At 62.5% G+C, this 23,345-nt stretch carries 23 protein-coding genes; 3 read left to right on the forward strand and 20 right to left on the reverse strand.

What is annotated here, in order from left to right; all coding sequences use genetic code 11:
- Positions 1 to 4 precede the first annotated feature (4 nt).
- The 6 genes from P3T24_RS08405 to ndk form a co-directional block, all read right to left on the reverse strand.
- On the reverse strand, positions 5 to 634 hold the full coding sequence (locus P3T24_RS08405; protein ID WP_074264190.1) for a tetratricopeptide repeat protein: 630 nt from the start codon (positions 632 to 634) through the stop codon (positions 5 to 7).
- Positions 635 to 700: 66 nt separating this feature from the next.
- Complete coding sequence (gene hisS / locus P3T24_RS08410; RefSeq protein ID WP_429433715.1) at positions 701 to 2,041, reverse strand: histidine--tRNA ligase; 1,341 nt, start codon at positions 2,039 to 2,041, stop codon at positions 701 to 703.
- Positions 2,042 to 2,061: 20 nt separating this feature from the next.
- Positions 2,062 to 3,378 (reverse strand): flavodoxin-dependent (E)-4-hydroxy-3-methylbut-2-enyl-diphosphate synthase, encoded by a 1,317-nt coding sequence (ispG, locus tag P3T24_RS08415; RefSeq protein ID WP_074264188.1) that lies wholly within the window; start codon positions 3,376 to 3,378, stop codon positions 2,062 to 2,064.
- Between the two features lie 83 nt (positions 3,379 to 3,461).
- Positions 3,462 to 4,604: a helix-turn-helix domain-containing protein gene (locus P3T24_RS08420; RefSeq protein ID WP_429433717.1), complete on the reverse strand. Its 1,143-nt coding sequence runs from the start codon at positions 4,602 to 4,604 to the stop codon at positions 3,462 to 3,464.
- A 210-nt stretch (positions 4,605 to 4,814) separates the two neighbouring features.
- The gene (gene rlmN, locus P3T24_RS08425) at positions 4,815 to 5,966 is read right to left on the reverse strand and encodes a 23S rRNA (adenine(2503)-C(2))-methyltransferase RlmN (RefSeq protein ID WP_074266016.1); all 1,152 of its coding nucleotides are present in this window, start codon (positions 5,964 to 5,966) and stop codon (positions 4,815 to 4,817) included.
- A gap of 112 nt (positions 5,967 to 6,078) precedes the next feature.
- The gene (gene ndk / locus P3T24_RS08430; protein WP_074264186.1) at positions 6,079 to 6,504 is read right to left on the reverse strand and encodes a nucleoside-diphosphate kinase; all 426 of its coding nucleotides are present in this window, start codon (positions 6,502 to 6,504) and stop codon (positions 6,079 to 6,081) included.
- A gap of 266 nt (positions 6,505 to 6,770) precedes the next feature.
- On the opposite strand from ndk, the gene P3T24_RS08435 reads away from it, so the two are divergent.
- Positions 6,771 to 7,469 carry a Bax inhibitor-1/YccA family protein gene (locus tag P3T24_RS08435; RefSeq protein ID WP_074264185.1) on the forward strand — a complete coding sequence of 233 codons (699 nt, stop codon included), beginning with the start codon at positions 6,771 to 6,773 and terminating at the stop codon, positions 7,467 to 7,469.
- Positions 7,470 to 7,694: 225 nt separating this feature from the next.
- Here P3T24_RS08435 and P3T24_RS08440 read toward each other — a convergent pair whose 3' ends face one another.
- From P3T24_RS08440 to P3T24_RS08485, 10 genes are all read right to left on the reverse strand, one after another.
- Positions 7,695 to 8,468: an MBL fold metallo-hydrolase gene (locus P3T24_RS08440; RefSeq protein WP_074264184.1), complete on the reverse strand. Its 774-nt coding sequence runs from the start codon at positions 8,466 to 8,468 to the stop codon at positions 7,695 to 7,697.
- Positions 8,469 to 8,476: 8 nt separating this feature from the next.
- A complete protein-coding gene (bamC, locus tag P3T24_RS08445) occupies positions 8,477 to 9,610 on the reverse strand; it encodes an outer membrane protein assembly factor BamC (protein WP_074264183.1) in 1,134 nt (377 codons plus the stop codon).
- 111 nt (positions 9,611 to 9,721) lie between these two features.
- Entirely contained in the window at positions 9,722 to 10,639 is a 918-nt protein-coding gene (gene dapA, locus P3T24_RS08450) for a 4-hydroxy-tetrahydrodipicolinate synthase (protein ID WP_429433720.1), read from the reverse strand.
- A gap of 42 nt (positions 10,640 to 10,681) precedes the next feature.
- Positions 10,682 to 11,323, reverse strand: a complete 642-nt coding sequence (locus tag P3T24_RS08455) for a class I SAM-dependent methyltransferase (RefSeq protein ID WP_429433723.1) — start codon at positions 11,321 to 11,323, stop codon at positions 10,682 to 10,684.
- A 58-nt stretch (positions 11,324 to 11,381) separates the two neighbouring features.
- Complete coding sequence (locus tag P3T24_RS08460; protein WP_074264180.1) at positions 11,382 to 12,584, reverse strand: tryptophan--tRNA ligase; 1,203 nt, start codon at positions 12,582 to 12,584, stop codon at positions 11,382 to 11,384.
- Between the two features lie 4 nt (positions 12,585 to 12,588).
- The gene (locus P3T24_RS08465) at positions 12,589 to 13,254 is read right to left on the reverse strand and encodes a site-2 protease family protein (protein ID WP_429404521.1); all 666 of its coding nucleotides are present in this window, start codon (positions 13,252 to 13,254) and stop codon (positions 12,589 to 12,591) included.
- A gap of 71 nt (positions 13,255 to 13,325) precedes the next feature.
- Entirely contained in the window at positions 13,326 to 13,961 is a 636-nt protein-coding gene (locus P3T24_RS08470) for an L-threonylcarbamoyladenylate synthase (protein ID WP_074264178.1), read from the reverse strand.
- Between the two features lie 79 nt (positions 13,962 to 14,040).
- A complete protein-coding gene (locus tag P3T24_RS08475) occupies positions 14,041 to 14,871 on the reverse strand; it encodes a 3',5'-nucleoside bisphosphate phosphatase (protein ID WP_429433725.1) in 831 nt (276 codons plus the stop codon).
- Positions 14,872 to 14,977: 106 nt separating this feature from the next.
- Positions 14,978 to 15,862 carry an alpha/beta fold hydrolase gene (locus P3T24_RS08480; protein ID WP_429433728.1) on the reverse strand — a complete coding sequence of 295 codons (885 nt, stop codon included), beginning with the start codon at positions 15,860 to 15,862 and terminating at the stop codon, positions 14,978 to 14,980.
- Between the two features lie 110 nt (positions 15,863 to 15,972).
- Positions 15,973 to 16,827, reverse strand: coding sequence for a ferritin-like domain-containing protein (locus P3T24_RS08485; protein ID WP_429433730.1), 855 nt, complete (start codon positions 16,825 to 16,827; stop codon positions 15,973 to 15,975).
- A 247-nt stretch (positions 16,828 to 17,074) separates the two neighbouring features.
- Here P3T24_RS08485 and P3T24_RS08490 point away from each other — a divergent pair, with 247 nt between their 5' ends.
- Both P3T24_RS08490 and hslO read left to right on the forward strand, forming a co-directional pair.
- Entirely contained in the window at positions 17,075 to 17,599 is a 525-nt protein-coding gene (locus P3T24_RS08490) for a gamma carbonic anhydrase family protein (protein ID WP_429404513.1), read from the forward strand.
- A gap of 70 nt (positions 17,600 to 17,669) precedes the next feature.
- Positions 17,670 to 18,620, forward strand: a complete 951-nt coding sequence (gene hslO, locus P3T24_RS08495) for an Hsp33 family molecular chaperone HslO (RefSeq protein ID WP_429433732.1) — start codon at positions 17,670 to 17,672, stop codon at positions 18,618 to 18,620.
- A gap of 51 nt (positions 18,621 to 18,671) precedes the next feature.
- Here the strand turns inward: hslO and ftsB are convergent, their stop codons facing one another.
- The 4 genes from ftsB to P3T24_RS08515 form a co-directional block, all read right to left on the reverse strand.
- Entirely contained in the window at positions 18,672 to 19,118 is a 447-nt protein-coding gene (gene ftsB / locus P3T24_RS08500) for a cell division protein FtsB (protein WP_429404509.1), read from the reverse strand.
- Positions 19,119 to 19,242: 124 nt separating this feature from the next.
- Positions 19,243 to 20,526, reverse strand: a complete 1,284-nt coding sequence (eno, locus tag P3T24_RS08505; protein ID WP_074264173.1) for a phosphopyruvate hydratase — start codon at positions 20,524 to 20,526, stop codon at positions 19,243 to 19,245.
- Positions 20,527 to 20,694: 168 nt separating this feature from the next.
- Positions 20,695 to 21,549 (reverse strand): 3-deoxy-8-phosphooctulonate synthase, encoded by an 855-nt coding sequence (kdsA, locus tag P3T24_RS08510; protein ID WP_429433734.1) that lies wholly within the window; start codon positions 21,547 to 21,549, stop codon positions 20,695 to 20,697.
- Positions 21,546 to 23,216 (reverse strand): CTP synthase, encoded by a 1,671-nt coding sequence (locus P3T24_RS08515; protein ID WP_074264171.1) that lies wholly within the window; start codon positions 23,214 to 23,216, stop codon positions 21,546 to 21,548. The genes kdsA and P3T24_RS08515 overlap by 4 nt, the downstream gene beginning before the upstream one ends.
- Positions 23,217 to 23,345 lie beyond the last annotated feature (129 nt).

The following is a 23,345-nucleotide window of genomic DNA, read 5'->3' on the forward strand; positions in this document are numbered from 1 at the left end:
ACGTTCAACCGCCCAGCGCGTCCAGCTTGAACTGGATCAGCTGGCGCGAGGATGTATCGGACTTCGGCAGCGAATCGAGCGCGAGCTGATAGGCCGTACGTGCATCGGCACGCTTGCCCTGAGCTGCGAGCAGGTCGCCACGGCCATTCGCCACGACGCCCTTGAACGCGTCGGATTGCGGTTCGGCGAGCAGCGCCAGACCCTGGTCGTAAGCCTTGTCGTCGAGCAGCAGGGAAGCCAGACGCAGCTTCGCGATCTGCTTGAATTCGTCGTCCTTGGCATGGTCGACGGTCCATTGCAACTGCGCCTTCGCACCGGCTTCGTCGCCGGCTGCGTAGAGCGCCTTGGCCGCGGCCAGCGCGGTCATCTGCGCATACGCGGTGCCGCCGAACTTGTCTTCCATGTCGCCGGCCACACGGGCCACCTGGGCCTTGTCGCCGGCCGTCACAGCCTGTTGCACCTGGTCGTACAGCACAGCGGCTTCTGCAGCCTGATGTCGCTGCCAGTAGTTCCAGCCGTTCCAGCCAGCGGACGCAAGCAGCGCCACCAGCACGATCCACGTCGTGGAATTGCCCCACTGGGCCCACCAGGCCTTCAGACCTTCAATTGATTCTTGTTCGTCGTGGTAACTCATCGCCAGGCGATCCCTTCTCTTTTATTACCTTGTATGTGTCGAACCGCATGGCCGACGACATCGCAATCAGTCGTCGCCGTCTTCGGCGGATGCAACCATCGCATTGATTAGAAATTCGGTCAAGTCTTCGGCCGGCACGTTGTGTTGCTCGCTCTTACCACCGTCCTGACCCGCATTGCGCAGCGGCTTCACACCTACCGTGCCGCTGGCGATCTCGTCTTCGCCGAGAATCACTGCGAAGGCCGCACCGCTTGCATCGGCACGCTTCATCTGCGACTTGAAGCTCGCCGTCTGGCCATCCGCACTGCAGTGCAGGATGACGTCGAGACCGGTGTCGCGCAGCCGCTCGGCGATGATGAAGGCCTGCTCGCGCGCCGCGTCGCCCTGATGGACCACATACACATCGCAACCTTCGTCCTCCGGCACGAGGTTCTCTTCCTTCAGAAGCTCGAGTATGCGCTCGACGCCCATGGCCCAACCGCAAGCGGCCGTCGGCTTGCCGCCGAGCTGCTCGATCAGCGGATCGTAGCGACCGCCGGCGGCCACGGTGCCCTGCGCACCAAGCTTGTCCGTCACCCATTCGAACACGGTCAGATTGTAGTAATCGAGACCGCGCACGAGACGGGGGTTGATCTTGAACGGCAGATTGTTCGACTTCAGGATGCGTTGCAGTCCTTCGAAATGCGCGCGCGACGCCTCACCGAGGAAATCGATCAGCTTCGGTGCGTTCTGCGCGACTTCCTGCATGGCCGGGTTCTTCGTATCCAGCACGCGCAGCGGGTTCGTGTAGAGGCGGCGCTTCGCTTCTTCGTCAAGCACGTCCATGTGCTTTTCGAGATACGCGATCAATTCGACGCGATGTGCCGCGCGTTCTTCCGCGAGCCCGAGCGAATTGATTTCGAGGCGAATCCCGGTCAGGCCGAGGTCATCCCACAAACGCTGGCACATCATGATGATTTCAGCGTCGGCATCTGGACCCGCAAAACCCAACGCCTCGACACCCACCTGATGGAACTGGCGATAACGGCCGCGCTGCGGACGCTCGTGGCGAAACATCGGACCGACGTACCACAAGCGCTTTGGACCGTCGTACAGCATGTTGTGTTCAATCGAAGCGCGCACGACGGCAGCGGTATTTTCCGGACGCATCGTGAGATTTTCACCGTTCAGCGCATCGGTAAAGCTGTACATCTCCTTCTCGACGATGTCCGTCACCTCGCCGATACCGCGCGTGAACAGTTGCGTATGCTCGACGATCGGTGTGCGAATGTTCTGGTATCCGTAAGAACGGAGCATCGACTTGACGGTCGTTTCGAAAAACTCCCACAACCCTGCTTCCTGCGGGAGGATGTCGTTCATGCCCTTCACACCGGACAATTTCTCGAGCTTTTTCTTCTGTTCAGTCATCTGTATTCGCTTGATACTTCTCAGTTGAGCGCGGTCGCGCGGCCGTAAGTACGCTCGACGTAATCGCTCACGATTTGCTGGAATTCTTCGGCGATGTGCTCGCCACGCAGCGTCTTCACTTTCTCGCCGTCGATGAACACCGGTGCAGCCGGATTCTCACCCGAGCCCGGCAGGCTGATGCCGATGTTGGCCTGCTTCGACTCGCCCGGGCCATTCACGATGCAGCCCATCACCGCGACGTGCATCTTCTCGACGCCAGGATACTGGTCGCGCCATACCGGCATCTGCAGACGCAGATAGGTCTGGATCTGCGAGGCGAGTTCCTGGAACAGCGTGCTGGTGGTGCGGCCGCAGCCGGGGCAGGCGATGACCATCGGTGTGAACGAGCGCAGGCCCATGGTCTGCAGGATTTCCTGGCCGACGATCACTTCGCCGGTACGCGGGCCACCCGGTTCCGGCGTCAGCGAGATACGGATCGTGTCGCCGATACCCTGTTGCAACAGTACCGACAGCGCGGCCGTCGACGCTACGATGCCCTTCGATCCCATGCCGGCTTCGGTCAGGCCCAGGTGCAGCGCGAATTCGCAGCGGCGCGCGAGTTCACGATACACGGCGATCAGATCCTGCACGCCGCTTACCTTGCACGACAAGATGATCTTGTTGCGCGCCAGGCCCAGTTCCACGGCGCGCTCGGCCGAGCCGATCGCCGACTGGATCAGCGCTTCGTACATCACGCTCTGCGCTTCCCACGGCGTGGAACGCGCGGCGTTTTCGTCCATCATCTTCGCGAGCAGGTCCTGATCCAGACTGCCCCAGTTCACGCCAATACGCACCGGCTTGTCGTACTGGATGGCAGCTTCGATCATCTGCGCGAACTGCGTGTCGCGCTTCGCGCCGTGGCCGACGTTGCCCGGATTGATCCGGTACTTCGACAGTGCCTCCGCACACGCGGGGTAATCGCGCAGCAGCAGGTGACCGTTGTAATGAAAGTCGCCGACGAGCGGCACCGACACGCCCATGCGGTCGAGCTGATCGCGCACGGCCGGCACGGCCGCTGCCGCCTCCGGCGTATTGACCGTGATGCGTACCAGTTCCGAACCGGCCTGCGCCAGTTCCTTGACCTGAATGGCCGTGCCGATCGCATCCGCGGTATCGGTGTTGGTCATCGACTGGACGCGTACCGGTGCGTCGCCACCGATCGTCACGAGATTGCCGGCCCAACGGACGTCGACCGCGTGCGACGAACGACGCGGTGCATGACCGCCGAACACCGGCTCGTTCGAAGAAATCTGACTGCTGCTTTGGGATTGAGCTTCGGAGTGCATCGAAAAACCCATTTACGCCGCGTGCGCCACGCAACACGCACGCCGCACGAATTGAAAAAGCGCCGCGAGCCACGAGGGCCGCGGCGCGCACCTTATCAAGGCAGCGTCATGCGCGCCACATTGCCTTTGGCGGATGCATATTTCGCGGGGTCGACCGGTTGACCGTCGAGCGTCATCGAGTCGAGCCCTGCCTTGTTACCGACCGTGACCTTGAAAGGTCCAACGCCGGAAATTTCCTTGCTGTCGCCTGCGTGCACGAGGCCGGAGAACAACTCCTTGCCGTCGCTCTGCCGCACGCTGAACCAGCTATCCTGAGTGACGCGCAGCGCCACAACCGACTCGCCCGCCGCAGCCTGTACAGCATCGGACGCGCCGGTGGCCGTCGTCGCTACCACCGGTGCGCTGGCGGCCTTCGTCGCGGCCTGGGCCTGTGATGCTGCCTTCGGAGCCGCCGGGGTCGCCACAGCCGGCGCCGCCGAGCTCGCGCCGTCAGCCATCGGCAACGGCGTCGGCATCTGCACGGCCGACGCTGCGTTATCCGTTGCTGCCGCCTGGTTCTGATCCGGCGCCGACGCGGCGGGTGCCGCCTCGTCCGCCACGGCTTCGGAGCCCGCCGCCTGCCCTTGCGCCACTGCGCCCGACGCGCCGTTTGCGTTGTTACCCGCCGCGCTATTGGCCGTGGCCCGCAAGCGCGCCAGCCATGCTGACGAATCGCCGCCGTTCGTATGCCACATGCCCAATGCGATGACCGCGACGATCACCGCTGCGATTCCCCACAGCCACGAGCGATGCTTCTGACCGCCACTGCTGCCGCCCAGCGACAGCGAAACCCGGCCACGCGGCAGATCGCGCCCCGACGACGCGGGCATCGACAGATCCGGCGCAGGCACGCCCTTTTCGCGGCGCAACGCCTGCGTGAAAGGTGCCGGATCGGCGCCGAGCATCTTGGCGTAGCTACGCACCACGCCGAGCGCGAAGGTCGTATCCGGCAACTGGCTGATATCGCCCGCCTCAAGCGCGCGCAGTTTCGCCGACGACACCTTCAGCCTGGCCGACACGTCGTCGATCGACCAGTTCTTCGATTCGCGGAGCTGCGTCAGTCGCGCTCCCACCGCCATCAGCGAGTCCAACCCCGTCTGCACAGCAGGCTGCACCACGGCTGCGCGCGTGGCTGCCGGCGCCGGATGGCCCGTGTCGGTCCCTGTATCCTGCGGGTGCGGGTGCTGCGGCTCACTCATCCCAAATCCTTTCGCGTCGATTCTTTTTCACTCGTGCGAGAACCGCCGGGCAGCATGCCTCGGGCCAGTTACGCAGACCGTTTATAACAAAATGTGCGGCCTCATGTGCCGCTTCCGATCGCTTCTGCAAACTTTCTTTTCAATTCCATGCGGCACAGCGGGTTTTTTAGCGACTCGCAGCTTCGCGATTCGCGCTCCCCGCCGCCGTGCTCACACTGCGCGGACCTCGATCACCCTGGCCGCCTTGCCGCTACGTTCAGCGAGGCGCGTTCGATCCTGCACCGCCCCCGCCAATTGACCGCACGCCGCGTCGATGTCGTCACCGCGCGTCTTGCGGATCGTGGTAACAACGCCCGCATCCATCAGCACTTGCGCAAACCGCTTGATCTGTTCCGGCTTCGAGCGAAGCAGCCCGGACTCCGGGAACGGATTGAACGGAATCAGGTTAAATTTGCACGGCACGTCGCGCGTCACGGCGAGCAGCTCGCGCGCCTGCGCCTCGCTGTCGTTGACGCCGTCGAGCATGCAGTATTCAAACGTAATGAAATCGCGCGGCGCAACCTTCAGATAGCGCTGACAGGCGGCCATCAGTTCACGCAGCGGATATTTCTTGTTGAGCGGCACCAGCATGTCGCGCAGCGGATCCGTAGGCGCATGCAGCGAAACCGCCAGCGCCACCGGCAGATCAGCGCCGAGCCGGTCCATCATGGGGACGACGCCCGAGGTGGACAATGTGACACGCCGGCGCGACAGGCCGTACGCGTTGTCGTCGAGCATCAGGCGCATGGCCGGGACTACTGCGTCGTAATTCAGCAGCGGCTCGCCCATGCCCATCATCACGACGTTCGTGACGACCCGCTCGCCCTTGCCGTCACCTCCCACCGCCCGGCCACCGGCCGCGCCGCGCGACGCGCGCAGCGCAAATTCAGCCATGCGGAGCTGGCCGATGATTTCGGCCGTGGTGAGATTGCGTGAGAAACCTTGTTTGCCGGTGGAACAGAACCGGCAGTTGACCGCGCACCCGGCCTGCGACGACACGCACAGCGTGCCGCGCGTTTCTTCGGGGATGTAGACGGTTTCGACCGCGTTGCTGTTACCGACGTCGACCAGCCACTTGCGTGTGCCGTCGCTGGAGATGTGATCGCTGACGATGCCGGGCATCGCGATCGTGGCACGACCTTTGAGCTTTTCGCGCAACGACTTCGCGAGATCGGTCATGCCGTCGAAGTCTGCAGCGTTGTACTGGTGGATCCAGCGCTGCAATTGTTTGGCGCGAAACGGCTTCTCGCCCAGGCTGTCGCAATAGGCGACGAGCCCCTGGGCGTCCAGATCGAGAAGGTTGACGGTTGGACTACTCGTCATATCGAATCCTGCCATTTCAGTGCGAGACTTTCCGTTCATGCAACAAGCTGCATGAACGCATGTGCCGTTCGCGCCCGTTCCTGCTGCTTTACCTTACTACTTCGCGGAGCGCTTAGCGCGAGTAAACGTTGACTTCCGGGAAGAAGAACGCGATCTCGACCTTGGCCGTTTCCGGAGCATCCGAACCGTGCACGGCGTTCGCGTCGATGCTGTCAGCGAAGTCAGCGCGGATAGTGCCCTTTTCTGCCTTCTTCGGGTCCGTTGCGCCCATCAGGTCGCGATGCTTCAGAATAGCGTTTTCGCCTTCGAGCGCCTGCACGACCACCGGGCCCGAAATCATGAAGTCAACGAGGTCCTTGAAGAACGGACGTGCAGCGTGCACAGCGTAGAACTTCTCTGCATCAGCACGCGACAGATGGACCATGCGCGAAGCGATGATCTTCAGTCCAGCGTTTTCGAAACGGCTGTAGATCTGCCCGATCACGTTCTTTGCCACTGCGTCCGGCTTGATAATCGACAGGGTGCGTTCGATCGCCATAAAAACTCCAGAAAATTAAGAGGTTACAGATTCAAATGAATCCGCTATTGTAGCATGTTCCCATGTATGATTGCGATTGAACCCTTACGGTATTGAAAGACTCCAACGGGGAGTCGGTATTTATCTTAAGAGGACCGCGCGGGCTATTGAAACTCCCTGCCACGGCGCTAATCTTAGGGTTGTACAGATCAAGCGACCGGCCGCAAACTTGCTGGCCGGCGCTGCAAAACCACGGCGAGTTAATGCGCCTGACGCAAGGAGAAACCATGAACGAACATCCCTATAGTTTCGGCCGCAACGGCGCTGTCGCCACGGCTGAATCCCGCAACCGCGTGCTACGCAACGTCTACTGGCTGCTGGCGCTGTCCATGGTGCCGACGGTGCTGGGGGCGTACGTTGGCGTCGTCACCGGTTTCTCGCTGTTCGCGGCCACTAGCCCGGCCATGAGCATGCTGGCGTTCTTCGCCATTGCTTTCGGCTTCATGTTCGCCATCCAGCGCACCAAAGACAGCGCAGCCGGCGTATTCGTGCTGCTCGGCTTCACGTTCTTCATGGGCCTGATGCTTTCGCGCATGCTGAGCTTCATCCTCGGCTTCTCGAACGGCCCGTCGCTGATCATGCTCGCGTTTGGTGGCACGGGTGTGATCTTCGCAGCAATGGCCACTGTCGCCACGGTCAGCAAGCGTGACTTTTCGGGTCTTGGCAAGTGGCTGTTCGTGGGTGTGATCGTGCTGCTGCTGGCGATGGTCGCCAACATGTTTCTGCACCTGACAGCGCTCATGCTGACCGTATCGGTCATGGCCATCGTGATCTTCTCGGCCTACATGCTGTTCGACATCCAGCGCGTTGTGCGCGGCGGCGAGACGAACTACATCACCGCTACGCTGGCAATTTATCTGGACCTGTATAACGTTTTTGTGAATCTGCTGGCGCTGCTGGGTATCTTCGGCGGCAACCGTAATTAAGCGTAACGTGCACGCGCAACCAGGCGCGGCGCGGTAAGCGCGACCCAGACGAGTGGTCCGCAAGCCTGAGAGGCAGAAGCCGTAACCAGCAGTAATAGACGTAAAGCTCGGTTTTACGAGTCGCATGAAAAACGCCCATGACCTTTGACCGTCATGGGCGTTTTCTTTTGGGCGCTCGCTCTGGCTTGCAGGTATGCAGCGATGCACAGGCCCGGAACCAGTGAATCAAAGGCTCAGCCAGTCGAAGCCGTCATCCTGCGAGGCCACCACTACCTCGACCGCCGCCGCGCCTAACACGCCAGCCATAGCAGCTTGCGCGAGTGCCGGCGTATTGTTCTGCTGGCTCAGATGCGCCGCGATCAGATGACGCAAGCGCGAGCGATCGAGCGAGGCGAGAATTTCTGCCGCCGCTTCGTTGTTCAGGTGGCCGTGGTTGCCGCCAATACGCGCCTTCAGCGATTGCGGATAGCGGCTCGCGGCCAGCATGCGCACGTCGTGATTGCATTCGAGCACCAGCGCGTCGCAGCCGCTCAGCACGGCACTGATGTGCGGCGTCGACGTGCCGACGTCGGTCAGCACGCCCAGCCGGCTCGCGCCGTCCGACAGGACATATTGCAAAGGTTCGCGGGCATCGTGCGGAACGGTATAGGGCAGCACGCTCAGGTCGCCGATCGCAACAGCCTCGTCGCCCCACAACACATGCAGGTCGACCTCAGCCTCGTCGGCGCCCACAGCGCGCGCCGTGCCCCAGCTCATGTGCAGCGGAATCGACCACTTGCGGGCCAGCGTCAAGGCGCTGCCGATGTGGTCGCTATGCTCGTGAGTAATCAGAATGGCGTCGAGAGATTCGACGCCCAACCCGAGACGCGCTAACCGGCGTTCGAGTTCTTTTGCCGAGAAGCCGCAGTCGAGCAATACGCGCGTGGTGGTTGTGCCGCTTTGCACTTCCACCAGCAAGGCATTGCCTTCACTGCCGCTTCCCAGGCTGGCGAACCGCACGGTTCGTCTTAGTTCAGCTGCGCATGCAGCAGCGAAACAATGTGCTGCGCGTCCGACGAGGTATCCACCTGACCGTTGGCGTCGACCACCGCCACCTGCGTCAGCGCATCGCCCTTCGGCCGCACGTTGACGAGGAATTCCGGTGCAGGCTTGTTCGAACCGCCGCTGAACAGCTTGCCGAAGAGACCTTCCTTCTTCAGCTCCTGCGCCGCGTCTGAATAGCGTACGTAGTAAATGCCCTTCTGGCGATCGCGGTTGTCCACGGCGAAGTTCGTACGGTCAAGCGCAAGGCCCACACGCAGCCACGCGCTGTCGAAAGACTCCTGCAGGTCGAGGGTTGCACCGCCAGCCGTCATGTCCACCGTAACCGGTGCGGTAGCCGGGCGAGCATCCGTCAGCAGTTGCTTCGACTGCGCATCGGTCAGGCCGAATTTCTGCATCAGCTTGGCAAGGAACAGCGCTTCCAGCACCGGATTGCGCGGACGCTCCACCCAGCGCGACGACGTCTTGTCCTGACCGGTCAGCATTTCTTCCATCGCGCTATGCGTGATCGAAATATCCGTGGCGCCGTCCGGGCCGTGCGACACCAGGGTGCGGAAGCTGTCGCGGGTGCCCGATGAGTAAGCGAAATCGACCAGCTTGCCGATCGACTTGCGGAACCAGTCGTCCGGGATGTTGGCGCGGTTCTCGGCCCAGTCGGTCGACATGATGCCGGTGTTCGGCGTATCGCTCTTCAGCGCAAAGCCGTTTTCCTGCCAGAAATCCTCGATCTGCGGCCACAACTGCTCCGGCGTCCGGCCGTCGACAACCAGCCAGCGATGATCGCCGTCGCGCTCGATGTGCATGCCGAGCGGGTCCTGCGCGCTCGGTACGCCTTCGACCGAATTGCCGGCGCTCGTGGCCACGCGCGTCGGTGCGCCGCCAAGCGCCAGGTTGGCCGGCGGGGCGACGTACTTCTGCTGGGTCTGCTGGGCCTGCAGATCGCTCGGCACGTTGAGCGGTGGGGCCGTGCCTGCGCCCTTGTAGTTGACGCGATCGGACGCAAACCAGTCGTTCAGCGTGTCACAGCCGGCGAGCGTCACCAGGGCAAGCGCCAGCGCCGCCATGCGGGTTGCGTGGAGGGAAAGTGCGGAACGTTTCATGAGGTCCTTCGTGAAGCTGGAACGCGGTGCCTGGTTCAATGCCGGGAACGCGGGCGATATCGACGTCGGTTAAAAAAATGCCGGTGACGGGCAGCTCGGTGCTGAAACCACTCAGCTGAGCAAACCCGCTTCGCGCAGCGCCGCACGCACCACTTCGTGGTAGCGCGCATCGAGCGGGGTGAGCGGCAGGCGGATTCCGCCTTGCACGCGCCCCAGTTGCTGCAAAGCCCACTTCGCCGGGATCGGATTCGATTCGATGAAGAGGTTCTTGTGCAGCGACAGGAGTTTCAGGTGAATCTCACGCGCGGTCTTTGCGTCGGCTGCCAGAGCGGCCTTGCACAACTCGCTCATGTCGCGCGGTGCTACGTTCGCGGTCACGGAAATATTGCCGTGGCCACCCAGCAACATCAGCGCGATCGCCGTCGGATCGTCGCCGCTGTAAATGCCAAAGTGCGCGGGTGCCGACTTGATCAGGTGAGCGGCGCGGTCGATATTGCCCGTCGCTTCCTTCACGCCCACGATGCCCGGCACCTGCGCGCAGCGCAGGATCGTTTCGTTAGACATATCCGCCACCGTGCGACCCGGCACGTTGTACAGAATCACCGGCAGATCGACCGTTTCGGCGATCTTGGCGAAATGGCGGTAAATGCCTTCCTGGGTCGGCTTGTTGTAGTACGGCACAACTTGCAGCGTCGCGTCCGCGCCGACTTCACGGGCCTGCTGCGTCAGCTCGATCGCCTCAGTGGTGGAATTGCCGCCGGAGCCGGCGATCACCGGAATGCGGCCAGCGGTGTGTTCCACCGCGGTCTTGACCGTCAGCACGTGCTCTTCGACCGACAAGGTAGCCGATTCGCCGCTCGTGCCAACTACGACGAGCGCGTTCGTACCCTCTTCGATATGCCAGTCGATCAGTTTGCGGAACGCCGGCAGGTCGAGGCTGCCGTCTTCGAGCATCGGGGTGATGATGGCCGGAATGCTGCCGCGAATCTGAGGGCCGTTACTGCTGCCGCTTTGAATGCCGTTGGTCATGAAACGCCATGAATTTAATCAGTAAACCGCGATTGTAGCGGATTAGCCAGCCAGTTCGTAACAAGGCTGGGGTAATGCCTGAGTGTCGCCGGAAGCCGGCTGCGCCTCCAGAATTGCGCAGATCCGCTGGACGTACGCCGGACGCGGCTGCGCAAGAAAACCGTCCTGAAACGCGACCACCCGCAGACGCGACCGTACCACGTCGAGCAGCTCGCCCGGCGCAAGCAGGAACGCCGGGTTGGACGGCTTGCCAACCCTCTGGTTGCCGTGCGCGAAGGTCTCGTAAATCAGCACGCCGCCCGGCGCGAGCGCCGCCAGCAGGTTCGGGAACAACGGACGATGCAGGTAGTTCGTCACCACCACCGCGGCAAATTTCGCATCGTCGGGCAGCGGCCAGGGCGCGCCTTCGAGATCGGCCACGTGCGTCGTAATTCGGGGCTCGTCCCGCATGGCGGCGAGTGCTGCCGCATCGCGATCGAGCGCGCTCACCGGATGGCCGTGCCCGGCAAACCAGCGCGCGTGCCGACCTGCTCCCGACGCCACATCGAGCACCGCGCCGCCCGGCGCCACGAGATGCGTCCAGTGACACACCCAACGCGACGGCTCGCCGAGCGAAGCGTGAGCTGCGACGACGGCCGGAGAAGCCTCAGAGTTGGCAGAAGCAGCGGATGCGGATTCGCTCATGGCCTGCAAAAAGCGCTGCGCGCGGTTCGTGCCGGACGCACCCGTTGCGCCAGCGACGTCAATTGTACGAGAGTCCCATTGCCTCACGCACATCGCGCATGGTTTCGGTGGCGAACTTGCGGGCCTTGTCGCAGCCGTCGGCGGCGATCGCACGCAGCAGCGACGGATCGTCCATGTACTTTTGCGCGCGTTCGAGCATCGGCTGCTGTTCGCGCAGAATGCCTTCGATCACCGGTTGCTTGCAATCCAGACAGCCAATTCCGGCCGAGCGGCAACCCTTTTGCACCCACTCGTGGGTGGTTTCGTCTGTGTAGACCTGGTGCAACTGCCACACTGGGCATTTGTCCGGATCGCCCGGATCGGTGCGGCGCACGCGGGCCGGGTCGGTTGGCATCGTGCGAACTTTCTTCGTGATGGTTTCCGAATCTTCCCGCAGGCCGATGGTATTACCGTAAGACTTCGACATCTTCTGACCATCGAGGCCCGGCATGCGCGACGCCTCGGTCAGCATGGCTTGCGGCTCGACGAGGATGATCTTGCGCGAGCCTTCGAGATAGCCGAACAGCCGCTCGCGGTCGTTCATCGACAGGCTCTGCGACTCCTGCAGCATCGCGCGCGCCTGTTCGAGCGCTTCGTCGTCGCCTTCCTGCTGGTAGGCGTTGCGCAGCTCGTGATAGAGCTTCGAGCGCTTGCCGCCCAGCTTCTTCGCCGCTTCGTTCGCCTTCTCTTCGAAGCCCGGCTCGCGGCCATACAGGTAATTAAAGCGCCGCGCGATTTCACGCGTCATCTCGACGTGCGGCACCTGGTCCTCGCCGACCGGCACGAGCGAACCGCGATACAGCAGAATGTCCGCCGCCATCAGCACCGGGTAGCCGAGGAAGCCGTAGGTGGACAAGTCCTTGTCCTTCAGCTTCTCCATCTGCTCCTTGTAGGTCGGCACGCGTTCGAGCCAACCGAGCGGCGTGCTCATACCGAGCAGCAGCGCCAGTTCGGCATGCTCCGGCACCTTGCTCTGGATGAACAGCGTGGCCTGGGCCGGATCGATGCCGGAAGCCAGCCAGTCGATCAGCACTTCCCAGACGTTCTTTTCGATGACCTCGGGCGTCTCATAGTGCGTCGTGAGCGCGTGCCAGTCGACGACGCAGAAAAAGCACGGATATTCGGACTGCAGGCGCACCCAGTTTTTCAGCACACCGTGATAGTGGCCGAGGTGCAGGGAGCCGGTAGGCCGCATGCCGGAGAAGATACGGTCAGGGAACATGATTTTATTGAAAGAGCGAAGCGATAGGAGTCAGGATGGCGGTCACGGCGTCATAGCCGAGACCAACGAGCGGGCTCAGCCAGAAGCGGGTCAGGAGGCCCGTCATCACCAGCGCCATCACGATAAAGAAACCATACGGCTCGAGGCGCGCCAGCGCAATGGCCTGGCGCGGCGGCAGCAGCGCGGTCAGCACGCGCCCGCCATCGAGCGGCGGCAAGGGAAACAGATTGATCACGCCGAGCACCAGATTGACGCCAACGCCTGCGGCGGCCATGCGCGTGAAAAAGGGCTCTTGAATACCCGCCACACCAAGCGCCACGGCGATCACGCCCCAGACCAGCGCCTGCAAGAAATTGCACATCGGACCGGCCAACGCGACCCACAGGCTGCCCCAGCGAGGATTGCGCAGATTGCCGAAGGCCACGGGCACCGGCTTCGCGTAGCCGAACATGAATGCTCCGCTGGTCGCAAAGTAGAGCAGCAGCGGAATCGCGATGGTGCCGAGCGGATCGATGTGACGCATCGGATTGAACGAAACGCGGCCGAGCGCGTAGGCGGTATTGTCGCCGAGGAGACGCGCCACGTAGCCGTGAGCCGCTTCGTGAAGCGTGATGGCAAAAATCACGGGCAACGCATAGACCGCGACGGTCTGTATCAGGGAAGAGTCCATAACCCGCTATTGTAACAACGCCATTGCGTGCGTCTGTCCGCTTTCGCTCATGCAGGCTAACACGGAGGCCCTCATGCCGGCTGTTCGAGACCAAAAGGCGCGAGACTGCCGCGCCCTGCCCGCACCAGCACCGGTTCTGGACCCGTCAGATCGACGATAGTCGACGGCTCGCATGGACACGGGCCGCCGTCGATCACGAGGTCGAGCTGTTTTTCGAGGCGCTCGCGGATTTCTTCGGCGTCGTTGAGCGGCTGGGTTTCGCCCGGCATGATCAGCGTCGTGCCGAGCAGCGGCTGGCCGAGTTCTTCGAGAATCGCCAGCGTGATCGCGTGATCCGGCACGCGCAGGCCGATGGTCTTGCGCGACGGATGCGACAGGCGTCGCGGCACCTCTTTGGTGGCTTCGAGCACGAATACGTACGGGCCCGGGGTCACTGACTTGATCAGGCGGAACTGGCGGTTGTCGACCATCGCGAAGTTCGCGAGTTCGGACAGGTCGCGCACCAGCAACGACAGCAATTGACGCTCGTCGAGGCCACGAATCCGGCGCAGGCGCTCGACCGCATTTTTGTCGTCGAGGTGGCAGGCGAGTGCATAGCTCGAATCGGTCGGCAGGGCGACCACACCGCCGTCGTTGATGATCTGCGCGGCCTGCTTGATCAGGCGCGGCTGCGGATTATCGGGATGGAGCCGAAAGAATTGGGACATGGTTATGAGCGGGTGGAAGCGAAGCAGAAGCGGGATCCGGGGCGAACCGGCCGCGAAGCCCGTTGCCGCCGGTGCACCGTCACAACCAGCGTTCCCACACCGGCGTCAGATCGGACGGCAACGGCGGCAGACTGCCCAGTTCGACCCGGCCCTCGCCCGCCGCATGAAAATCGGAGCCGCGCGAGGCCTCGAAACCGAAGCGGCGCGCCACGTCCGCATACTCGCGATACTGGTCTGGCGTATGGCTGCCTGTTACGACTTCGATCGCCTTGCCGCCGAGATCGATAAACTCGCCGAACAACGCGTCGAATTCTAGCTGGGTGTATTCATAGCGCCCCGGATGCGCAATCACCGCTTCGCCGCCGGCCACCTGGATCCAGCGGACCGCGTCAGCCAGCTTCGACCAGCGATGGGCGATGTATGCCGGCTTGCCGTCGCCCAGATAGCGAGTGAACACGTCCTGGGTCGATTCGGCGTAACCGTTCTCCACCATGAAGCGCGCGAAGTGAGTGCGCGAAATCATGTCGGGGTTGGACACGTACTTCAGCGCGCCTTCGTAGGCATTCGGCACACCCAGGGTGGCAAGCAATTCGCCGATCGCTTCGGCACGTGCCGCGCGGCCGTCGCGGGTGCGCACAAGGCCGTCTATCAGCGCCTGGCAGGTCGGATCGACGTTCAGACCGACAATGTGCACCGTGCGTGATGCCCATGTGACCGAAATCTCCACGCCACTCAGGTAACGCATGCCGAGTTCCTCGGCGGTCTGGCGCGCTTCGGCCTGACCGCCCAGTTCGTCGTGATCGGTCAGCGCCCACAACGTGACACCATTGGCGTGCGCGCGACGTGCGACGTCGGCGGGCGCAAGCTGGCCATCGGAAACGGTGGAGTGACAGTGGAGATCGGCGTTCATCGGTGTCTTAAAAAGGTTCTGCACTCATTTTACTGCAACGCAGTAACCCGAGCAGACCATTCGACGACGCCCAAGACCTTGCGGAAAGCTCAACCTGTCAGAAATCTTATGCGCAGAACGCCTCGATCAGCGCTGCCACCTGCTCCGGCTGATCGTGATGGACCATATGGCCCGCATCCTCGATGATTTTCTCGCGCCACTCGGGAAACGCGCTGAACCGCGCCTTGAATTCGTCGAGCGGCACCTCGCCGGCAATCTGTGCGAGGGTCGGCGAGCCGGCCGCCTCAACGTGCAGCACTTTGGCGCGCACATTGGCCCAGACGGCCATGATTTCATCGAGACGGTAGAGCAGCGGGCTACGCAGCTTATGCGCGGGGTCAGCGAGCAGCATGAAACCGCCCTCGCCGTCCGGCTTCGACCAGTGCCCGGCGAGAAAACGCGCGCGCTGTGGGGCGAGACGCGGGTTGGTCTTCGTCAGCCGCGCAGCGACTTCGTCGAGAGACGCGTAACGCCTCAACTGCGGCGGCTCGCGCAATTCGTCGAGCCAGCTACGCAAACGCCTGGGCGACTGGCTCGGTTTCGCGGCGGCAAGGCCGAAGCCCTCCAGGTCCACCACCCGGCGAACCCGCTCCGGACGCGTCCCGGCATAAAGACAGACCACGTTCGCGCCCATGCTGTGCCCCACCAGGTTCACTTCGCCGGTCGGCGCGTAGTGGTCAAGCAGCGCGTCAAGGTCCGCGAGATAGTCCTGAAACCAGTAACTGCCGCCGCCCCGCTCGGCCACCGGCCAGTCGGACAGCCCGAAACCGCGCGCATCCGGCGCGATCACCTGCCAGTTGCCGCCCAGTGCATCCACGACGAACTGGAACGATGCCGCCACGTCCATCCAGCCGTGCAGCATGAACAGCGTCGGGGCGTCCGGATTGCCCCAGCGCCTCGCATGCAGTCGCACGCCGCGCACGGTGATGAAGTCGGACTCTGGAATATTCATGAGCGCATCGGGCCTAAAAAAGAATGGTCGTTCGATTATAGCGAGATAGCGGGCAAGCGAAAGGTGCGACGTATCGAGACGCGGCTTGATGTGCGACCGGCGCAACCGGCTCAATCTGTGGCTGGCGGAGTCGGCTCGAGCCCGGCCAGCGCGGCCAGTTCGGCTTCGTCGAAACCGGCGTCGCGACGGGCCTCGAAATTGAACGGACCACGTAATTTCGGTGCGTGATACTGGTCGGCGAGCTGCGCGTAAGTGGTGTGCGGGTCGAGACCGCCCTCGTCGCACAGGTGGCGGAACCAGCGGTTGCCGATCAGCACGTGGCCGATCTCGTCGCGCAGGATGACGTCGAGAATCGCCGCCGAAGCGTGGTCGCCCGCCTGCTGGAGCCTGGCACGGATCGGCGGCGAGGCGTCGAGACCGCGTGCTTCCAGTGTGCGCGGCACCAGCGCTATACGCGCCAATACGTCGCGGCGCGTGCGTTCGCACATATCCCACAGGCCATCGTGGGCGGCAAAATCGCCGTAAGCGTGACCGAACTCGGCAAGCCGTGCGACCAGTAGCGAAAAGTGATGGGCTTCCTCTGCCGCCACCTTGAGCCAGTCGGTGTAGAACGCCGGGGGCATGCCGCTAAAGCGCCAGACCGCGTCGAGTGCCAGGTTGATCGCGTTGAACTCGATATGGGCGAGCGCGTGCAACAGCACGGCGCGTCCTTCAGGGGACTGCATACTGCGGCGGCCCAGTTTGCGCGGCTCCACCAGCTCCGGGCGGCCGGGCCGTCCTGGCAAGCCGGGCGGTTCGTCGATCAGCAGGGACGGCGAGCAGACCGCGGCGAGGGCCAGCACGTCCGCGTACAGGGCCTGTGCCGCGGCGGCCTTCGCCTGCGGATCGGACTGGCGCAATGCTTCGAGTGCTTCGGCACGGGCGCAACGCGACAGGTGGGGTACAACGGGAACGGCGGAATTCATCGTGACGGTCGTGGCGGTCCTGGCGGGGCAGGAAAGTGGCTTGGAAAGGATTAAAAACGCACGCCGCAAGGCTGCCGGCCCACCGAGCGGTCTCTCCGCACAACCGTTTACAATACGCCATTCAACCACACGGCGCGCACCATTCGCGCAGCCGTTTGCACTACCCCTACGCCCGCCGACGGCGGTGCGGCGACCGATCAACAGCAACCATCTTGCATGGATGCAGAAGCCTGGGACCGGAGACATTGTGGCAATTTACAAGCTTGGCGACGCAGCGCCGACCATCCACGAAAGCGTGTTCGTCGCGGATACCGCGACCATCATTGGTAAAGTCGAACTCGAAGAAAATTCGAGCGTCTGGTTTGGCGCAGCCATTCGCGGTGACAACGAACTGATCTCGGTAGGCCCGGGCAGCAACATCCAGGAAAACGCAGTCCTGCATACCGATCCGGGCTATCCGCTGACCATCGAAGCCAACGTGACAATTGGCCATCAAGCCATGCTGCACGGCTGCACCGTCAAGGAAGGCGCACTCATCGGAATTCAGGCGGTGGTCTTGAATGGAGCGGTAATTGGCCGCAACTGTCTGGTCGGAGCAGGCGCCATCGTCACCGAGGGCAAGGTATTTCCTGACAATTCGCTGATTCTGGGCGCGCCGGCCAAGGTCGTGCGCGAACTGACGGAGGCCGACATCGCCGGCCTGCGCCGTAACGCGGCCAATTACGCCGAGCGGCGCGCCTATTTCAAGGCGCAACTCGTGCGTATCGGCTAACCATGCCGCTCGCGCACAGTGCGCAAGCGCAGCATCGCATCACGCTGCGCGATTCGACCGAGGAAAAGTTGTGAACGACCAGTTGCAAAAATTCATGTTCAGCGCGGCGCCCGTGCGCGGCGAAATCGTTTCGCTGCGCAATACGTGGCAAGAAGTGCTGACCCGCCGCGACTATCCGGCGCCGGTGCGCACGATACTCGGCGAAATGATGGCCGCCTGCGCGCTGCTCTCGGCGAACCTGAAGTTCGACGGCACGCTCATCATGCAGATTTTCGGCGACGGTCCGGTCAAGATGCTGGTAGTGCAATGCAGCTCCGACCTGTCGATGCGCGCCACCGCCAAGTTTTCCGGCGAAGCGGACGCCACCATCGGCGACGACACGACGCTGATCGAGCTCGTCAACGCCAGCGGTCACGGCCGCTGCGTGATTACGCTCGACCCGCGCGTCAAGCAGCCGGGGCAGCAGCCCTACCAGGGGATCGTGCCGCTGTCGGGCCTCGACGGTCCGCTCAAGTCAATGGCGGAAGTGCTCGAGCATTACATGCACCACTCCGAGCAGCTCGATACGCGCTTGTGGCTTGCGGCCAACACCGAGCGCGCGGTCGGCATGCTGTTGCAGAAGCTGCCCGGCGACGGCGGCATCGTCCCGCACCCCGGCGATCTCGACGTGGATACGTGGGAACGCGTCTGCACGCTCGGCGGCACGCTGTCGCAGGAGGAACTGCTCAAGGAAGAACCAGAGACCGTATTCCGGCGCCTTTTCTGGCAGGAAAACGTCCAGCATTTCGAACCCGCGCCTGCACGTTTCGAATGTAGCTGCTCGCGTGAGAAAGTCGGTGCGATGCTGAAAATGCTGGGCCGCGAGGAAGTGGATAGCGTGATCGAAGAACGCGGCCACGTCGAGATTCACTGCGAGTTCTGCAATCAGCGTTACGAATTCGATCCGGTCGACGTGGCGCAACTGTTTGTTGCCAGCGAACTGTCGCAAGGCGTCTCGCCCGCTGCGGACCAGCGGCATTAAACGGCATTAATCAGAAACGCCTGCTCGCACATGCGGGCAGGCCAACCCGGCTTATTGCGCCGGCTTCTTCTCTTTCGAGCCCTTGTCTTTCGTGTCTTTGCCGGCGCGCTTGCGATCCGGCTTCGCGCGCGATTCGGGATTCGGCACCACGCGCACCGGCGCCGCGGACACCTCGCCACGCGTCGATGTGGTGACCGACGCGTTATTCGGCGTAGGCAACGGCGCGTTAGGTGCGACGAACTGCACGAACACTTCGCCGTCCTTCACCATACCCATCTCGTAACGCGCGCGCTCTTCCACTGCGGCCGTACCATTCTGCAGATCCTGCACTTCACCCGCAATGCGTTCGTTGCGCAGCTTCTCGTCCGCGTTCTTCTGCATCTGCTGCGCCAGTTCGCCTTGCAGTTCATGCACGCGCAGCCAGCCCCCATGCCCCCACCAGAGTGGGTACTGGATCAGGGCCAGCAGTACGATCAGGACAGCAGTGACAAGCCGCATGAGGTAAGCACAATAAATACACGCCGCCCTGCGCTATACGCAGGGCGGCGTGCTGAATCAGAAACGAAGGAGAACCGGCTCAACGGTCAAAACCTGCATTCGACCTCATGATCAAAGCTAGCGATCAACGCAGATTGTAGAACGCCGACTTGCCCGGGTAGCTGGCGATATCGCCGAGATCCTCTTCAATGCGCAGCAACTGGTTGTACTTCGAGATGCGGTCGCTGCGCGAGAGCGAGCCGGTCTTGATCTGACCGGCGTTCAGGCCAACGGCGATATCGGCAATCGTCGAATCTTCCGTTTCGCCCGAGCGGTGCGAGATCACGGCCGTGTAGCCGGCGCGCTTGGCCATTTCGATCGCGGCGAAGGTTTCCGTCAGCGTGCCGATCTGGTTGATCTTGATCAGGATCGAGTTAGCGATACCCTTCTCAATGCCTTCCTTCAGGATGCGCGTGTTGGTGACGAACAGGTCGTCGCCCACCAGCTGGATCTTCTTGCCGAGCTTGTCGGTCAGGATCTTCCAGCCGGCCCAGTCGCTTTCGTGCATGCCGTCTTCGATCGAGACGATCGGGAACTTGTCGGCCAGATTCGCCAGGTAGTCCGCAAACTCCGTCGACGACAGTTGCAGGCCTTCGCCCGCCAACTGGTACTTGCCGTCGTGGTAGAACTCGCTCGCAGCGCAGTCGAGTGCCAGCAGCACGTCTTCACCCGCGCGGTAGCCGGCTTTCTCGATGGCTTGCAGGATCGTCGACAGACATTCGTCGTTGCTGCCGAAGTTCGGCGCGAAGCCACCTTCGTCGCCCACGGCCGTGCTCATGCCACGGTCGCTCAGGATCTTCTTCAGCGCGTGGAACACTTCGGCGCCGCAGCGCAGTGCTTCGCGGAAGGTCGGCTGGCTGACCGGCACAATCATGAATTCCTGGATGTCCAGGCTGTTGTTGGCGTGCGCGCCGCCGTTGACGATGTTCATCATCGGCACCGGCAGTTGCATCGCGCCCGAGCCGCCGAAGTAGCGGTACAGCGGCAGGCCGGCTTCTTCAGCGGCAGCCTTGGCCACCGCCATGGACACAGCCAGCATGGCGTTCGCGCCGAGGCGCGACTTGTTCTCGGTGCCGTCGAGTTCGAGCAGGGTCTTGTCGAGGAAAGCTTGCTCGGAAGCGTCGAGGCCCATGATCGCTTCGGAGATTTCGGTGTTGATGTGCTCGACAGCCTTCAGCACGCCCTTGCCGCCGTAACGGCCGGTTTCACCGTCGCGCAGTTCGATCGCTTCGCGCGAGCCCGTCGATGCACCCGACGGCACCGCAGCGCGGCCCATCGTGCCCGACTCGAGCAGCACGTCGCATTCGACGGTGGGGTTGCCTCGCGAATCGAGAATCTCTCGACCGATGATATCTACGATAGCACTCATGGTTTCCTCAAGAAATGACGTTGGATTCTTACGGTGAAACAGCGTCCGGCGTACGAAGCACAGCCTCTAACCAGACACCTTGGACGACCATTGGGTTCAGATCGGGGTTCAAAGCGGATTCAGACGCACTGCGCCGGCTAGCGGGTCGACACAGTGCACAGGTCAGCATCAGTTGAAATCGCTTTCGAGGAACGGCGTACGCTTCACAGCCCGATCGAGCGTCACCAAAGTTTCGAGCAGATCAGCCATACGATGCAGCGGCACAGCGTTCGGACCGTCGGACTTCGCTTCCGCAGGCTTCGGATGAGTCTCCATGAAGAGGCCGGCCACACCGGTGGCCACAGCAGCACGCGCGAGCACCGGCACGAATTCGCGCTGACCGCCAGAACTGGTGCCCTGCCCGCCCGGCAACTGCACCGAGTGGGTGGCGTCGAACACGACCGGCGCGCCAGTTTCGCGCATGATCGCGATCGAGCGCATGTCCGAAACCAGGTTGTTATAACCGAACGAGACGCCACGCTCGCAAGCCATGAAGCGGTCTTCCGACAGACCTGCTTCACGCGCAGCGTCGCGTGCCTTGTCAATCACGTTCTTCATGTCGTGCGGCGCGAGAAACTGGCCCTTCTTGATGTTGACCGGCTTACCCGAACGCGCGCACGCATGAATGAAATCGGTCTGGCGGCACAGGAACGCCGGCGTCTGCAGCACGTCGACGACTGACGCAACCTGCTCGATCTCGTGTTCCGCATGCACGTCGGTCAACACCGGCACGCCGAGCTGACGCTTCACTTCCGACAGGATGCGCAGACCCTCGTCCATGCCCAGACCGCGAAACGACTTGCCGCTGCTGCGATTGGCCTTGTCGTACGACGATTTGTAGATGAACGGGATCTCCAGCTTCGCGCAGATTTCCTTGAGCTTGCCGGCGACGTCGATCGTCATCTGTTCGGATTCGACGACGCAGGTGCCCGCGATCAGGAAAAACGGCTTGTTCAGGCCGATTTCGAAATCGCCTAGTTTCATGCTTTCTCCTCGACGACCGGCTGCTGGTGCTGCTGATGCGCCAGCGCCGCCTCGACGAACGACTTGAACAACGGATGACCGTCACGCGGAGTGGACGTGAATTCCGGGTGGAACTGCACGCCGACGAACCACGGGTGCATGTCACGCGGCAATTCCATCATTTCCGGCAGATCTTCGCTCGGGGTACGGGCGCTGATGATAAGGCCGCCGCCTTCGAGCTGGGGCACGAAGCGGTTATTGACTTCATAACGGTGACGGTGACGCTCGTTCACGTCCTTGCCATAGATCTCTTCAGCCATCGTGCCCGGCTTGATTGGGCAACGCTGCGAACCGAGACGCATCGTGCCGCCGAGGTCCGACTCTTCCGTGCGCTTTTCGACGCGGCCGTCACGGTCGTACCACTCGGTGATCAGCGCGACCACGCGGTTCGGTGTGCCCGGATCGAACTCGGTGCTGTTCGCGTCCTTCAGGCCGACCACGTCGCGAGCGAATTCGATCACCGCGAGCTGCATGCCGAGACAGATGCCGAGGTACGGCACCTTCGCTTCACGCGCATAACGGATGGCCGCGATCTTGCCTTCGGTACCGCGCCGGCCGAAGCCGCCCGGCACCAGCACGGCGTCGAGATGCTTGAGGCTCTCGACGCCTTGCGTTTCGATCTCTTCCGAGTCGATGTATTCGATGTTGACCTTGGTCGACGTATGAATCGACGCATGGCGCAGCGCTTCGATCAGCGACTTGTACGACTCCGTCAGGTCGACATACTTGCCAACCATGCCGATGGTGACCTGATGCTGCGGATGTTCGAGCTTGCCGACCATTGCCGCCCACAGGGAGAGGTCAGCGGGCTTCGGCGTGAGCCGGAGCTCTTCGCAGACGATCGCGTCCATGCCCTGGTCATGCAGCATCTGCGGAATCTTGTAGATGCTGTCCGCGTCCCACACCGAGATCACCGCGTCTTCCGGCACGTTGGAGAACATCGAGATCTTCGCCCGTTCGTCGTCCGGAATCGGACGGTCGGCACGGCACAACAGCACGTGCGGCGAGATACCGATTTCGCGCAGCTTCTGCACACTGTGCTGGGTAGGCTTGGTTTTCAATTCACCGGCCGTCGCGACCCAGGGCACCAGCGTCAGGTGCACGAAGCACGCGCTGTTGCGGCCGAGACGCAGGCTCATCTGACGAGCGGCTTCGAGGAACGGCAGCGATTCGATATCGCCCACCGTACCGCCGACTTCGACGATCGCGACATCCGGCTCACCGCACGTCGCAGACGCTGCGCCGCGCTCGATAAAGGCCTGGATTTCGTTCGTGATGTGCGGGATTACCTGCACGGTTTTGCCCAGATAGTCGCCGCGCCGTTCCTTGCGGATGACCGACTCGTAAATCTGGCCCGTGGTGAAGTTGTTGGCCTTGCGCATCTTCGTACTGATGAAGCGCTCGTAGTGGCCGAGGTCGAGGTCGGTCTCCGCTCCGTCTTCCGTCACGAACACTTCGCCGTGTTGAAACGGGCTCATCGTGCCGGGGTCGACATTGATGTAGGGATCGAGTTTGAGGAGGGTGACTTTCAGACCGCGCGATTCGAGGATCGCGGCGAGGGAAGCGGCGGCAATACCCTTGCCGAGGGAAGAAACTACGCCGCCGGTGACGAAAACATATTTGGTCATCGCTGGATGCTCGCGGGAAAAACGGATTATACCGTAAAGCAGGGTCTCAACCCAGCAAAATGCGCGGCATCCGCGCCGATCCTGCACCGTTTTCTGCGCCGCCTGTTGCTACTGCATGAAGCCCTGCGG

It is taken from the genome of Paraburkholderia sp. GAS33 (genome assembly GCF_050436645.1).
Lineage (GTDB): Bacteria > Pseudomonadota > Gammaproteobacteria > Burkholderiales > Burkholderiaceae > Paraburkholderia > Paraburkholderia phenazinium_B.

Coding starts and splice junctions, on each gene's coding strand:
- ispG (WP_074264188.1), bottom strand. CDS start 3,378: ATGGGTTTTTCGATGCACTCCGAAGCTCAATCCCAAAGCAGCAGTCAG.
- P3T24_RS08455 (WP_429433723.1), bottom strand. CDS start 11,323: ATGAGCGAATCCGCATCCGCTGCTTCTGCCAACTCTGAGGCTTCTCCG.
- P3T24_RS08485 (WP_429433730.1), bottom strand. CDS start 16,827: ATGAATTCCGCCGTTCCCGTTGTACCCCACCTGTCGCGTTGCGCCCGT.
- eno (WP_074264173.1), bottom strand. CDS start 20,526: ATGAGTGCTATCGTAGATATCATCGGTCGAGAGATTCTCGATTCGCGA.
- bamC (WP_074264183.1), bottom strand. CDS start 9,610: ATGAAACGTTCCGCACTTTCCCTCCACGCAACCCGCATGGCGGCGCTG.
- rlmN (WP_074266016.1), bottom strand. CDS start 5,966: ATGACGAGTAGTCCAACCGTCAACCTTCTCGATCTGGACGCCCAGGGG.
- P3T24_RS08480 (WP_429433728.1), bottom strand. CDS start 15,862: ATGAATATTCCAGAGTCCGACTTCATCACCGTGCGCGGCGTGCGACTG.
- P3T24_RS08405 (WP_074264190.1), bottom strand. CDS start 634: ATGAGTTACCACGACGAACAAGAATCAATTGAAGGTCTGAAGGCCTGG.
- P3T24_RS08435 (WP_074264185.1), top strand. CDS start 6,771: ATGAACGAACATCCCTATAGTTTCGGCCGCAACGGCGCTGTCGCCACG.
- P3T24_RS08475 (WP_429433725.1), bottom strand. CDS start 14,871: ATGAACGCCGATCTCCACTGTCACTCCACCGTTTCCGATGGCCAGCTT.
- dapA (WP_429433720.1), bottom strand. CDS start 10,639: ATGACCAACGGCATTCAAAGCGGCAGCAGTAACGGCCCTCAGATTCGC.
- P3T24_RS08515 (WP_074264171.1), bottom strand. CDS start 23,216: ATGACCAAATATGTTTTCGTCACCGGCGGCGTAGTTTCTTCCCTCGGC.
- ftsB (WP_429404509.1), bottom strand. CDS start 19,118: ATGCGGCTTGTCACTGCTGTCCTGATCGTACTGCTGGCCCTGATCCAG.
- kdsA (WP_429433734.1), bottom strand. CDS start 21,549: ATGAAACTAGGCGATTTCGAAATCGGCCTGAACAAGCCGTTTTTCCTG.
- ndk (WP_074264186.1), bottom strand. CDS start 6,504: ATGGCGATCGAACGCACCCTGTCGATTATCAAGCCGGACGCAGTGGCA.
- P3T24_RS08470 (WP_074264178.1), bottom strand. CDS start 13,961: ATGTCCCAATTCTTTCGGCTCCATCCCGATAATCCGCAGCCGCGCCTG.
- P3T24_RS08460 (WP_074264180.1), bottom strand. CDS start 12,584: ATGTTCCCTGACCGTATCTTCTCCGGCATGCGGCCTACCGGCTCCCTG.
- hisS (WP_429433715.1), bottom strand. CDS start 2,041: ATGACTGAACAGAAGAAAAAGCTCGAGAAATTGTCCGGTGTGAAGGGC.
- P3T24_RS08420 (WP_429433717.1), bottom strand. CDS start 4,604: ATGAGTGAGCCGCAGCACCCGCACCCGCAGGATACAGGGACCGACACG.
- P3T24_RS08465 (WP_429404521.1), bottom strand. CDS start 13,254: ATGGACTCTTCCCTGATACAGACCGTCGCGGTCTATGCGTTGCCCGTG.